Annotated in this window: 13 protein-coding genes and 1 pseudogene; 13 read left to right on the top strand and 1 reads right to left on the bottom strand. The window is 42.6% G+C overall.

Annotated elements, in window-relative coordinates; genetic code table 11:
* Positions 1 to 11: 11 nt before the first annotated feature.
* The 13 genes and pseudogenes from brxL (at position 12) to DHU66_RS06770 (ending at position 11936) form a co-directional block, all read left to right on the top strand.
* Positions 12 to 1631, top strand: coding sequence for a BREX system Lon protease-like protein BrxL (gene brxL / locus DHU66_RS06825; RefSeq protein WP_108775117.1), 1620 nt, complete (start codon positions 12 to 14; stop codon positions 1629 to 1631).
* Between the two features lie 252 nt (positions 1632 to 1883).
* Positions 1884 to 3095: a MobV family relaxase gene (gene mobV / locus DHU66_RS06820; protein WP_108775116.1), complete on the top strand. Its 1212-nt coding sequence runs from the start codon at positions 1884 to 1886 to the stop codon at positions 3093 to 3095.
* Positions 3096 to 3386: 291 nt separating this feature from the next.
* Positions 3387 to 3746, top strand: a complete 360-nt coding sequence (gene tnpA, locus DHU66_RS06815) for an IS66 family insertion sequence element accessory protein TnpA (protein ID WP_108774904.1) — start codon at positions 3387 to 3389, stop codon at positions 3744 to 3746.
* Positions 3739 to 4092, top strand: coding sequence for an IS66 family insertion sequence element accessory protein TnpB (tnpB, locus tag DHU66_RS06810; RefSeq protein ID WP_108774905.1), 354 nt, complete (start codon positions 3739 to 3741; stop codon positions 4090 to 4092). Before tnpA ends, tnpB begins: the two co-directional genes overlap by 8 nt.
* Positions 4093 to 4332: 240 nt before the next feature.
* Positions 4333 to 5925: an IS66 family transposase gene (gene tnpC, locus DHU66_RS06805; RefSeq protein WP_135358320.1), complete on the top strand. Its 1593-nt coding sequence runs from the start codon at positions 4333 to 4335 to the stop codon at positions 5923 to 5925.
* A gap of 433 nt (positions 5926 to 6358) precedes the next feature.
* Complete coding sequence (locus DHU66_RS06800) at positions 6359 to 6514, top strand: protein RepA (RefSeq protein ID WP_002328822.1); 156 nt, start codon at positions 6359 to 6361, stop codon at positions 6512 to 6514.
* Positions 6515 to 6644: 130 nt separating this feature from the next.
* Positions 6645 to 7709 (top strand): BREX system Lon protease-like protein BrxL, encoded by a 1065-nt coding sequence (locus DHU66_RS06795; RefSeq protein WP_245309433.1) that lies wholly within the window; start codon positions 6645 to 6647, stop codon positions 7707 to 7709.
* Positions 7710 to 8522 (top strand): DUF6414 family protein, encoded by an 813-nt coding sequence (locus DHU66_RS06790; RefSeq protein ID WP_209451763.1) that lies wholly within the window; start codon positions 7710 to 7712, stop codon positions 8520 to 8522. It begins immediately after the preceding gene.
* The gene (locus DHU66_RS06785) at positions 8488 to 9591 is read left to right on the top strand and encodes an AAA family ATPase (RefSeq protein WP_108775114.1); all 1104 of its coding nucleotides are present in this window, start codon (positions 8488 to 8490) and stop codon (positions 9589 to 9591) included. The genes DHU66_RS06790 and DHU66_RS06785 overlap by 35 nt, the downstream gene beginning before the upstream one ends.
* A 164-nt stretch (positions 9592 to 9755) precedes the next feature.
* Entirely contained in the window at positions 9756 to 10175 is a 420-nt protein-coding gene (locus DHU66_RS06780) for a helix-turn-helix domain-containing protein (RefSeq protein ID WP_108775113.1), read from the top strand.
* 93 nt (positions 10176 to 10268) lie between these two features.
* Positions 10269 to 10394 carry a hypothetical protein gene (locus DHU66_RS12545; protein WP_280952627.1) on the top strand — a complete coding sequence of 42 codons (126 nt, stop codon included), beginning with the start codon at positions 10269 to 10271 and terminating at the stop codon, positions 10392 to 10394.
* Between the two features lie 172 nt (positions 10395 to 10566).
* Positions 10567 to 10791: pseudogene (locus DHU66_RS12655) on the top strand (hypothetical protein); the annotation flags it as partial.
* A 344-nt stretch (positions 10792 to 11135) separates the two neighbouring features.
* Positions 11136 to 11936 carry a helix-turn-helix domain-containing protein gene (locus tag DHU66_RS06770; protein ID WP_108775111.1) on the top strand — a complete coding sequence of 267 codons (801 nt, stop codon included), beginning with the start codon at positions 11136 to 11138 and terminating at the stop codon, positions 11934 to 11936.
* A gap of 80 nt (positions 11937 to 12016) precedes the next feature.
* On the opposite strand, the gene DHU66_RS06765 is transcribed toward DHU66_RS06770, so the two are convergent.
* The gene (locus DHU66_RS06765) at positions 12017 to 13237 is read right to left on the bottom strand and encodes an MFS transporter (RefSeq protein WP_002575857.1); all 1221 of its coding nucleotides are present in this window, start codon (positions 13235 to 13237) and stop codon (positions 12017 to 12019) included.
* Positions 13238 to 13538 lie beyond the last annotated feature (301 nt).

Below are 13538 nucleotides of genomic sequence, written 5' to 3'. Positions count from 1 at the left end.
AGGATACAGGTATGGATGAATTTGATGAGAAAAATGATCTCCGGCAGGAACTGCGTATCAAGCTCCGGCAGAACTATGACGGGAAGATTGTCCGTAAGGACTTGACGAAGAAGATCAAGGAAGGTGCGAATGTTCCGGTCTATGTCCTGGAGTTCCTTCTCGGACAGTACTGCAGCTCGGACGATGAGGAGATCATCCAGCAGGGTGTGGAGAATGTGAAGAAGATCCTGGCGGATAACTATGTCCGTCCGGATGAAGCACAGAAGATTCTGTCTTTGTTGCGCCATAACGGATCGCATACCGTTATCGATATGATTACGGTCCGGCTGAATATCAAGACGAACCAGTACGAAGCAGAATTCTCCAATCTGGGACTGAAGGCTGTTCCAATCGCAGATGAATATCCGGAGAAATATGACCGTCTGCTGATCGGAGGAATCTGGTGCATCGTCCAGCTGGATTATGACTTCAATGAAGAAGACAAAAAGGGATCTCCCATCTCTATCCGCAAGCTGACACCGATCCAGATGCCGCATGTGGATATGGATGAATACCGTGAAGGCAGGAAAGCGTTCACCAAAGAAGAATGGATGGACGTGCTTCTCCGTTCTACCGGTATGGAACCGGATGCGCTGAACTACCGGCAGAAGTGGCTTCTGATTACCAGAATGCTGCCGTTTGTCGTCAACAATTTCAATCTCTGTGAGCTCGGTCCGCGTAGCACCGGTAAATCCCATATTTACAAGGAGATTTCGCCGAACAGTATCCTTGTTTCCGGAGGTCAGACAACCGTCGCCAACCTGTTTTATAACATGGGCAGAAAATCCATGGGACTGGTTGGCCTGTGGGACGTTGTTGCCTTTGATGAGGTCGCTGGTATCAAGTTCAAGGACAATGACGGCATCCAGATTATGAAGGACTATATGGCGTCCGGATCTTTTGCCCGCGGCAAAGAAGAGAAGGCAGCATCTGCCTCCATGGTCTTTGTCGGAAACATCAATCAGTCCGTAGAGGTTCTGCTAAAGACTAGAAAGAATTTAAATCCAAAAACTAAACAGCCTTATAAGCGAGGTCGTAACTGGTGGATTGTTGTTTATCCTGAAAGTTTGCCAGAGAATTGGAAAGAGATTATTTCAACTGAACCTGTGGCAATTAGTCCATTACATGATAAAGATGTTAATGCAGACGGAACAAAGAAAAAGCCGCATTATCATATAGTTTTTAATTACAAGGGCAATAAATCATTTGAACAAATGGACGAAATGGCAAGAGCTTTAAGGGCACCGATTCCTGAAAGAATAAGTGGTTTAACTGGTGCTGTTAGATATTTAACGCATATGGATAATCCTGAAAAGTATCAATACGATAATACAGAAATACAAGTGTTTGGTGGATTTGACCTTGAAAGTTGTTTAGCGTTATCTACTGGTGATAAAAGACAAGCGTTAAAAGAAATGCTTGGTTTTATTTCGGATAACAATATTATGCATTTAAAAGATTTTGCTGATTATTGTATGTCTGACCGAGCTCCTGCTGGTTGGTTCGAATTGCTAACAGAGAGGAATACTCTTTTTATAAAAGAGTACATAAAATCGAATTGGCAAAAAGAAAACCAAGTTTATAAAGAGTGAGGAATTAAATAAAAAATATGCCCCCTGCTGAAAAGCCAAGGGGGTTATTTTTTTGTGTTTTAAGAGTTGGATTACATGAGCCAACTCTTTGTTTTTTGTATCAGCTAATTGCACCATAAGGGTGCGCTGATACTCGGCTCAAAAGAGCCGAATAAGCCGTCTGCAAGACCCCTCGGCGAGCCCACCTTTACGAAGTAAAGTATAGTAGATTATACTTTACATGGAAGCTGTCCCGAAGTTAGGAGTGTTTATATGTCATTTGTAGTGGCGAGAATGCAGAAGGTAAAATCAGGAAATTTAGTTGGGGTAGGTAATCATAATCAGAGAAATACAGACAATCATTCCAACAAAGATATTGATGTTGAACGGTCACATTTAAATTATGATTTGGTCAATCGGACAGAAAATTATAAACGAGATATTGAGCAATTTATTAACGACAACAAATCAAGTAGTCGTGCTGTCAGAAAAGATGCTGTATTAATAAACGAATGGATCATAACTTCTGACAACCAATTTTTTAAAGATAAAGATAGTAAAGAAATTAAAGATTATTTTGAAGTTGCTAAATCATATTTTTCAGAAAAATTTGGTGATGAGAATATCCGCTATGCTCAAGTTCACTTAGACGAAACGACACCGCATATGCACTTAGGAATTGTGCCGTTTAATGACGAACACAAGCTATCAGCAAAGACTGTTTTTAATCGTCAAGCCTTACAAGCGGTACAAGACGAATTGCCAAAGTATTTAAATGAGCGTGGTTTTGAGCTTGAACGTGGCGAAAAAGGGTCAGAGCGTAAAAATTTAACAGTGCCTGAATATAAAAAGGCAAAGGATGAATTAAAAGAGCTGACTACCACGCTGGAACAGCGGAAGTCAGAAGTTTTAGCGTTATCGAACGATAAAACACCAACAATCAAGAAAGAAAGTTTAGATTTAAAAGACGAAACGAAAACGGTCAAAGTACCAAGTGGCGAAACCATTGGTATTGGTAAGTTGCGACATGAATTTACGAAAAATGAAGAACGAAAAACAGGAAATGTGATTATCCCTGAAGATAAATTAAATGCCTTAATACAAGGCTATGAAGATTTATATAAATCGAATGAGAAACTAAAGAAATATGCGGAAACTGATTTACCTAAGCGGATTGACTATGTAAAAGAAAAATACAAGGAAGTAGTGCGTGATTTCAACGATTTAGCAGATAGATATAATAATAATCTAGAGAAAATTGATTCGTTGGAGAAAGAGAATAAATCGCTTAAAAACGAAATTAAGGGCATTTACAGAGGTTTTAATCAGTTTATGGAAAATACCCTTGGTGCAACTGTTGGACAAGCTAAAAAGCTCATGAATAACCTTGTGAGCGAAATTAAAGAGTTTGTAAAAGGTGGAGAGTTTGAAAAAATTCATAGAAATGAAACTCGAACACGAGATAGAGATGAATTAAGTCGTTAGAAGCTCATATTTGCGTTTTAAGGCGTTTTAAATCAATTCGAGTATATTTATACCTGTTTGGTCTTTTCGTCGGCATAAGCGTTAAAAATGGCAATAGAAAAAGCAGCAAGGGCGAACGTAGTGAGTGCATTTACCCTTGCAGCTTTTTTTGTTGTCATTTAGCTTTTGCATAGACGACGGAAAGCGTAAGCGCTCGATAATTCGTACCTGTTAAAAAGAGAGACACTCTGACAAGATGAGTCCGTAAAGTCCAGGGATTTTCGGGACTCGACAAAGGAGAGTGATGTCTTTATGGAGCGGGTTACCCATGCTATGCGGGCACAGTATTGGGCTGGCGTTATCAAGGAATGCAACGAAAGCGGAATGAAGAAGAAGGTGTGGCTTGCCCAGCACAATATCAGTGAAAAAGCTTTCTACCGATGGCAGCAGAAGCTCAGAATGCAGGTAGGCACAGATCTTCTTCTTTCTGAAGTAAACAAACCTGTTCAAGCGAACAGACCTGCTCTGGATATAGCTGAGCTGAAATGCTCGGTTCCGGTAAAGCCGCATTCTGTCGCCCAGATTGAAAAAGATGGCATGACGGTTAACCTGAATGAAGACATATCGGATGCTATGCTTGTCCGGATCATGAGGGCGCTGTCCAATGTTTAAAGACGGGAATTCGTTTAAGAAGATCTATATTGCCTGCGGCTATACGGATCTGAGATATGGAGTTGATGGACTGGCCTGCACGATCCAGGAAGTATTCAAGCTGGATCCATATGACGAAGGAACACTCTTTCTCTTCTGTGGAAGGAGAACCGACCGGCTGAAGGGCCTGCTCTGGGATGGAGACGGCTTTCTGCTTTTGTACAAACGCCTGGCGAATGGCAGGTTTCAGTGGCCAAGATCAAGCAGCGAGCTGAAAGCGATGACACCAGAGCAGTATCACAACCTGATGACCGGATTCGCTATCGAATCATCCATTCATCCTTCTCATCCTAAGTACACAGGATAAAAATTTTCTTTTCCACAGTTTTTCTGGAGAACGGCCTGATTAGAAGCCATTTAAGGCTCGCTTTCAGGCAGGACTGTTTGTATTCAGCTACTGCCTGTGCTGCTTTACAGCGGCTCGAAAACTGCCTGATAATACGTGATAAAAAGGCAGGCGCACGTCTTCATAACCACTGAACATTGCGGAAGTTTTCCACAATTTCGGCTGGTTGAAACGTGCATTTTATTCGTGTATACCTATGGCATGAGCACACCGAAGATGAGTCAGGAAGAACTTGAAGCCATGCCAGTTTCCATTCTGGTAAAGCTGATTATGAATCAGCAGGAAACTATTGAAACCCTGACACGTCACATTGATGAACTTACCGAGCAAATCCGCCTGATGAATCAGAGATCATTTGGAAGAAAGACAGAGTCATCCCAATTTGTTCAGCAGCTGCAGTTTGATCTCGGCCTGAATGAGGCAGAAGAGATTTCTGATGAAAAGGCAGCTGATCCTGTACTGGATGAAGCTGCACCAAAGAAGAAAAAGGCTAAAGGTAAAAAGCAGGAAGACTGGCAGAAGATTACCAATCACAGAGATGAATATCTTGAGCTTACGGAAGACGAACTTAACAAGCAGTACGGCAAAGGAAAGTGGAAAAGACTGTCTGAAGAACTGATCTATAAGCTGGAACACAGACCAGCTTCTTTTGAAGCAGTCACCTATCATATCGCTGTCTATGCCAAAGATGACAATCAGACAATTGTCAGAGCACCTAAGCCGGCAGAAATGTTTCCAAAAAGTATTGCCACCCCATCTCTGGTTTCTTCCATCATAACTGCAAAATACGTGAATGCCATTCCTCTGTACAGACTGGAAGCTGCCTATGCGCAGAATGACATTCATATCAGCAGAGCAGTGATGGCAAACTGGGTCATCCGCGCCTACGATCAATATCTGAGATATGTGTGTGAAGCCCTGAAGCAGGAAATGACAAAACAGAGAATTCTTCACGCCGATGAAACACCATTCGAAGTAATCCGGGATGGCCGGGAAGCAGGTTCCAAATCCTACATGTGGGTCTACCGGACCAATGCAAAGATTCCTGGGCATAAAGTGATTCTCTATCAGTACTGTCCAACCAGAGGACATGAGAATCCAAAGAATTACCTGAAGGATTTTAAAGGTACTCTGGTGACAGATGGATACGGAGCCTACCACAAGCTGGAGAAAGAGGATCCGGCAAAGTTCAAAGTGGCAGGATGCTGGGTACATTTGAAACGAAAATTTTCAACAATCGTGAAGGCAAATGGCAGGAAGTATAACAATCCAATTGCCACAGAGGCGGTACGGAGAATTCAAAGAATCTACCATGAAGAACATCTGATCCAGGATCTTCCACCAGAAGAGCACCTGCAGAAGAGACAGGAAAAGATCAAACCTCTGGTAGATGAGTTTTTCGCGTGGGTAAAGGACAAATCAGCAGCAGAAAGCACGGATAAGTCATCAGAAACAGGAAAGAGCCTTCAATATGCACTGAATCAGGAGAAATATCTTCGGATATTTCTGGAGGATGCACAAGTGCCTCTGGACAACAATGCGGCAGAAATCGCAATCCGCCCATTCACAGTAGGAAGGAAGAACTGGGTTCTGATCGACACACCAAGAGGAGCAGAAGCCAGTGCAGGCATCTATTCCATCGTCGAAACAGCAAAAGCAAATGGATTAAAACTGTATCCATACTTCACCTACCTGCTTGAAGAACTTCCAAAGATCATCAATGAAGGCTGTACAACAATACCTGATAGACTTCTGCCATGGTCAGAAGAAGTCCATCAAAAGCTTGGTATGTAAAACCATTCCCATTGACACCGTTAAGTGTACCTGGAAATGGTTTTTATCATAGGTACGGATTATCGAGCGCTTACCGGAAAGCCAACAGGTGTGAATGTTTAGCTACTTTTCAGAGGCATGATCAAACGCATTGCGTTTGTGGGTGTGGGCAACGCCCGCGGTTTTATTAGTTTTTAGGAATTGGGAAGCAAACTGGGGGGAGATTTTGAAAAAATCGACCAACTCATGGGGGCACTACGACACCCCCCATGTGTCCATTGTCCATTGTCCAAATAGATAAAAAGATTAAATGTCTTGTAAATACCTTTATATGAACGTTTTAAGCACCTATTTCGAGGTGAAAAAAAGTTTTTTGTAAAATCTTGTATTCCTGTCGTATGTATAATATAATTACAGTGTAAAAGAGATTTTGAAGAGAATTGAGGTGTATTTTGTGGTTGAAGTTGAGAAGAAAAAAGTGACTTTATCTTTACCTGTTGAATCGAATGACAAACTAGAAAAAATGGCACAAAAATATGGAATGACTAAATCAGGTTTGGTTACATTTTTAATTAATCAAGCTGATGATAAGGGGACTATTTTTAAATAAAAAAAGCCCTGCTAGGAAGATAGCAAGGGCTCGCAAGATTTGGTTTTCTTTGATTTCGCAACTCAAGTTTATCAAATTTTCCCTTGTTTTCCTAGTAGAGTAACTAGGAAGGTGTAGAAAAATATGGAAAATGAAAATAGAACAGATTGGACATTGCCTGTTTGATCCGTTCCCACCGGAGATGGGAACAGATACAGCATTCCTGGACCGTATTCATTGCTATAACCCGGGTTGGGAAGTACCGAAGTTCCGACCGGAACATTTCACCAATGACTATGGATTCATCTCCGATTATCTGTCCGAAGTCATGCGGGAGATGCGGAAGGAGCAGTACGGTGATTCCCTGGATAAGTATTTCCGACTTGGCCGGAACCTGAATCAACGTGATACGATCGCAGTCCGCAAAATGGTCGATGGCTATGTAAAGCTGCTGTATCCGGATGGAAACTATACGAAGGAAGATATCGAAGAGATTCTGAAGGTATCTCTGGAAATGCGCCGCCGTGTAAAGGAACAGCTGAAGAAGCTGGGTGGCATGGAGTTCTATGACGTCAACTTCTCATACATTGATAACGAGACCTTTGAGGAAAAGTATGTCTCCGTTCCTGAACAGGGCGGCGGCAAACTGATCCCGGAAGGAATCTGTAATCCAGGCCAGATTTATACGATTTCCAGAGGCAAGAACGGTATGATTGGGGTGTTCCGCCTGGAATCACAGATGTTACCGGGATCCGGTAAGTTTGAACGTACCGGACTTGGCTCCGATAAGAACTGCAGAGAAGCTGCAGATACAGCATTCAATTATTTGAAAGCTAACGGAAGTCGTATCAGCGGAAGTATCAGTACGACAGGTAAGGATTACATCATCAATTATCAGGATCTTCAGGGACTTGGAATGACACAGAAACTGGCATTACCTACTCTGATTGCCATCTGTTCCATTGCCTTACAGAAACCAACACTCAGCTCATTGGCTGTACTTGGTGAGATTACCATCAGTGGGACACTGGGAAAGGTAGATAACCTTGCGGATGCTTTACAGGTATGCCTGGATTCCGGTGCAAAGAAGGTATTGTTGCCAATCCTGTCCGCAGCAGACCTCGGAACCGTACCGCCGGAACTGATGGGAAGTTTTAACATTTTTTTCTATAGCAGTGCGGAAGACGCGGTATATAAAGCATTGGGGGTGGAATAAGTGGCTAAGATTGATAAATCAGGCAGTAATAGCGATATGCCCAGATTTATAAAAGTAATATATTTCGATGAATCAACAGCACAGGACTATCTGGATATTGCCTACGGTGGAAGAACAGACTGGAGCAGTGAAAGAAAGAAGAGTGATGATACTGAAAAAGTTGCGGGTGCTGGTGGAGAAGTAAAAGCAGGATTTAGCTTTTTTCGGATTTTTAATGCAGATGCGGAGGGACAAGCATCTGTAAAGGCTAGCGCAGAAGCCGAAAAATTATTAGCTACTTCCATAAAAAATATATTACTTACGGATTACATTCAATTAGCATACAAGGATGACGACATTGTAAAATTGGGACCTGATTCAGTTTATGCTCCAGATGGCTCGGCGACAATGTATAAAATGATAAGTTCATATCTTACAATTGTTCCTAAAGATCAATTGCCTATTGATGTGGATCGGCTTAACCACGCTGTGTTGGATGAACGGGGATATTATTTGATGCTCTTGAGAGATGAGGTTCCACCTAAGTCTGTATTGCGATTTAATATCCATGCTTTCAGAAATCAATATAACCTTGCTGATTTAACAAAGATGAAGCTTACTTTTTGGGGAGTTTCAGTAGGTGAGTGCTTTCAAGACGAATTGTCTATTGATAAAGAGTTTCTATTTAAGCAAGAATCCGAACAGGTGACTGCAGAAGAAATAGTTGATGGAAGAAATGTCGAAAAAAAGCAAACACTATTACAGGTCTATGACATAGTATTAGCGGGAGTTTTGACAAATGAAAAAGATAACGATTTTTTGGGGACCAAATAGCGAATATAAGAAACTTCTCCCCAAAACGTATACAAATTTGACAACACTAGCTTTACGTCTTGATAAAGAAAATAGAACATTTGAATTGAGAGATCCATCACGTAAGGACAACAGCAACCATAAGAAACCAAGAGTGAAAACATTTGTTGTTTCGGCTGATGAATATTGTAGCGTGAATGAGCATATTATAACAAACTTCAATAATTTCCTTGCTCAATTTGCGTGTACTGAGATGTTTATACAAAATCCCCCAAAAGCTATTAAGGAGCAATTATTCCGCACGTTTGATGGATGTATAAACGAGCAAATTTATCAGTATCCCATACTTTCAGAAGATATAATCAGAAATATTTATAGGACTTTCGATTTAACAATAATAGGGCAAGAATCGGTAAAAATGGAACTTTTGAAAGCACTGTTTCCTGCCATCAATAAGAAACAGAAAAAGCCCGTTGTCATATTGCTGTATGGGCCTTCAGGAGTGGGAAAAACAGAAACAGCAAGATATTTAGCGGAAATTTTAAATGGTAATTTGTTGCGCAAACAGTTTTCAATGTTTCAGGGAGGAGAGTTTGCAAATTATCTGTTTGGTGGAAAATATAACGAAAAAAGTTTCGCCCAGGATCTCATGGCGCGAGAATCAAATGTTATCTTATTAGACGAATTCGATAAAGCGAACCCTATTTTCCATAGTGCTTTTTATCAGTTGTTTGACGATGGGGTATATGCGGATCCGAATTATGAAGCAGATGTCAATAATGCGATAATTATCTGCACATCGAATTATTCTAATCGTCGTGAAATTGAAGAGAAGTTAGGTGCTCCAATTTATAATAGATTTGATGCGATAATTGAATTTGATGAATTAACGACGGAAGCAAAAAAGAAAATTGCGGAAATAGCAATTCGTGAGTGTGAGAAAGATTTCAAAGCTATCGTTTTGTCAGACCAAACCAAGGAAAATCTGATAAAGAAATGCGCTTCATTGTCGAACGCACGTGCAATTCAGCGCATTGTCAAAGAAACTTTTTCTCTGTTAGGCATCCGACATATCTGCAATAGTGAATGAAAACATATCTGAGATAATTATAAATGTCAAAGTCATAGGGCATAAAAGTGATCATGTAGTTCACCATTTCAGGGACGTAACCTTCCAGCAAGTTCCACCGCCAAATCCACCTTTCTATAATCAAGGTAGAACAAGGAGAAGGAGGTGGAACTGTTGCAGATTGATTGTCAGTTGGATTCTTCAGCAGTCGGCAGCCGCTTCATGAGATCAGGACAGATAAAGGATATTCACAGGAGAAGCTCGTGTCTGATATCGGATGCGATTCGAAATATCTGAGCCGACTGGAAAATGGGAAGGCATCGCCATCGCTTCCGCTGATAAAGAAATTCTGCGACATTACCGGAGCATCTATGGATTTCCTGATCTATGGGGAATGGCTGGCGTATCGTGATAAGAGTTCGATCAAGCATGCGAATATGGTACGGGAAGCGCCCGCGCCTTACATGGAATCGCTGGATATGCGGAACGGCACACTGAAGTTTACCGATGACGTACACATTGTGACAGACGCCGGGGAGATGGAGAGAATCTTTCAGAAATCGAAGAAGACCGGTGATAAAGAAGCAAGGATTGAGCTTCTGTAGCAGGCATACTCTCTGTACAGAGGACGCGTATTCGAGTCAGGCGATGCCGGCAGTGACATCTGGCTACATCTGCCTACAGTCCATTACAGTCAGATGTACATCGACATCACGAACGATCTTCTTGGACTGCTGTATGAGGAAAACGAATATCACGAAGTGCTGCACTATGGTTCCGGCAGCCTTGTTCATGAACCAGGAAATGCAGAGGCTTATTACTGAACCATCCTTGCAGCTGAAAAGACCGGCAATGAAGCGACGATCCGTTCTTTATGCAAGACAGGGAGGGAACATCTCCAGGATGAAGAATACGATGAGGTCAGAAGGGAGCTGATCGAAAAAGGCTTCAAGTGCAGCCAGTATCTGAGGTGAAGAAAGGAATGGCTACGATAAGCACACATGTGAGAACTGCAAAAGCAAAGATCACTGCATTGTAAAACTGCTGAAGACAAAGGCAGTGCTCATGATATCAGGCAAAATGGTACAGCGTGCTGCATACATAAAAAAACTTGGTACCGAAGAATACAGGGTGCTGACGAAGAAGAGGAATGCAGTGGAAGGAGTCATGTCAACACTGCGGCGGAGATGCCCGGTTGATGAAATACCTGTGTTAGTATGAGAAAAACAGCCGGTTTAATATCACTTCTGTGAGATATCCGGTTGAAGTATGTGAATACCAATCAATATTCACATGCTGAAGGAAAAATCATAAATAAAAACAAATGTGTCGGTCGGAGAAAGGACTTCTGACGCTCAAACCAATAATGAGAAAAAACTCGTTATTGACAAGACATACTCCTGACCCCATTTTGACCCCACAAAAGATGTGGACGTGATGGAAAACACGGAAATCCGTGCTTTTTGTGGGACTGACCACGACGAAAAAAATTGAAAAGCATGATATTTGAGCATAGTACATAGCATAACGGCTTCTCTTTCGTTGAGCTAGCAAGGAGGGTGAATATGTCTTTATCCATACAAGAGCGATTAAAAGACCTACGTGTGGAGCGTGGCTTGACGCTGGGGCAGCTTGCGGAGCAGACCGGGCTTTCCAAGTCTGCGCTGGGCAGTTACGAAACGGAAGACTTCAAGGACATCAGCCACTATGCCCTTATCCGGCTGGCGAAGTTTTACGGTGTGACCGCTGATTATCTGCTGGGGCTGTCTGAAATGAAAAATCACCCAAACGCCGATTTTGCAGACCTGCGTTTGAGTGATGAAATGATTGACCTGCTGAAAAGCGGGAGGATAGACAATACCCTGCTGTGTGAGCTGGCGGCGCACCCGGATTTCCCCCGGCTGATGGCTGACCTTGAAATCTATGTGAACGGAACGGCACTGAAACAGGCGCAGGGTGCAAACGCCATAGTGGACACGATGAGCGCAACTGTTATAAAAAAGCATAATCCTGGCATGAGTGATACGCAGTTAAGACAGCTTATCACCGCCCATATTGATGAGGACGAGTTTTGCCGCTATGTGATACAACGGGACATAAACGGGATTGCCCTTGCTCTGCGGGAAACACACAAGGACGATTTTTTCAGCGTCCCAGAGGATAACCCGCTAAAAGAAATGCTGGAAACTGCTGGTGAAATCGTCAGCCAGGACAGCGACACGGAACAAGCGTACTTGGCGTTTATCTGCAAACGGCTCAAGCTGAATTTTAGGAAGCTGTCAGTAGAAGAACGGAAGTGGCTGAAAAAGATTGCGGAAAAATCCGACTTGCTGAAGAATCCAAAACCGCAGAGAGGACGAAGATAAAAAATGCCTGAACGGCGGTTCTGGTTTTTCAGAACCACCATCCAGGCATTTTGTTTAGTAATAGAAAAAGGTGCAGTTGATTATTGCGTATTGTCAATCTCTCTCAAACCGGGTAGTAAAAATACGGCAAGCGCAACGATGATAATGCCAATTCCGCAAATGACAAACCATTTCTCAACTCCCAGCCGCTCCGCCAGAGGCCCGGAAATGACAAGGCCAAACGGCATGGCGAGGGAAGCGGCGCTTGTCAGTAGAGAAAAAACTCTCCCCAGATATTCTGGTTTGACCGTTTCTTGAAAAATCGCATCTTGCACACCGTAAAATGGAGCGGAAATTCCCATAACAGTACAGCACACAACAAAGACAAGAAATGCGTCTGGCGGCAAAAGCCCGGAGAGCATATTGCTAACGCCCATCAGGAGAACGGAAAGACCGATGGTGTACCGCCGTTTCTTAAAACCGCCCCAAATGCTCAGAATGACTCCGCCAAGCAGCATACCAACCGCAAAAGCAATTTCAGCGGCAGAGGCATGGGCCGGTGTTCCTTTGAAGTATGACATACAGATGAGAGGAAAAAGCGTACTGATTGGCATATAAAAGAACATATAAATTACACCAATCCAGAGCAGAGCAAAGAGGCCCCTGTTTTGCTTTAATACCACATACCCCTCTTTCATATCCTGTAAAAACTGTTGTCTTTTCGTTTCTGGACATAGTTCAGGCGTTGGTATGGACGAAATCGCAACAGTCACACAGGCAAGGATTGCACCCACAATATCTAACAATATAATTGCATTAAGAGGCCAAACAGCATATAAAAACGCTGCGGCAGCTGGACTGATAATCGCACTTACTGCTTGCATGGTCTGCGTGTAACCAGCGCATTTTGTAAGTTCCTCTTTTGGCACAATCATAGGTGTTGCTGCGCTGAATGCTGGAGAATGAAAAGCAGTTCCCGCACTTCGGATTAACAGGACAACCATAATAGACCATACGGGCAATTCCATGTAAAACGCCACCAGCGCCAGAATACCGCCAGCGGCGGCAATTATCAAATCCGCACCAATCATTACGCTTTTACGGCTGTGCCGGTCAACAAAAGCACCTGCAAACGGGCCTAAACAGGCTTGCGGCAAAAATCCAATCAGTGTTGCCGCCGTCAATATGATTGCAGAATTAGTTTTCGCAACCAAATAAAAGATAATGGCCATTTGCAAAATACCGCTGCTAATAAAGGATATTGCTTGTCCGGCAAGAAGTGTAAAATAAGTTTTTCTCCATGAATTGTTGTTTTGGGTCATAATGCGAACCTCCTTTTTTATTGCATTGTTCCTTTGTTTCTGCAATAAAAAGCAGGCGTTGTCCCACAGAGAGGGCAGACGCCTGCATAACAACAAAGCACGAAAAAACACCACGATACAGTTCAAAGACTGCTCGTGTCAAACCTACGTGTTCCTTTGCATACGCACGCAAAAAAAGCCCACCATCATGTGGAAAGGTACTTCTACTTTTTATTGCTTATTAGCGTACACAAATTAACACACGTAAGCCTCCTTCCAATCTCAAACTGTCGCACAGTATAACACACATCCGATAGACTTG

The sequence above is a fragment of the Lactimicrobium massiliense genome (assembly GCF_900343155.1).
Taxonomy (GTDB): domain Bacteria; phylum Bacillota_I; class Bacilli_A; order Erysipelotrichales; family Erysipelotrichaceae; genus Bulleidia; species Bulleidia massiliensis.
The sequence above is the reverse complement of the archived record's forward strand: the minus strand, read 5'-3'. Positions and strand labels throughout refer to the sequence as shown.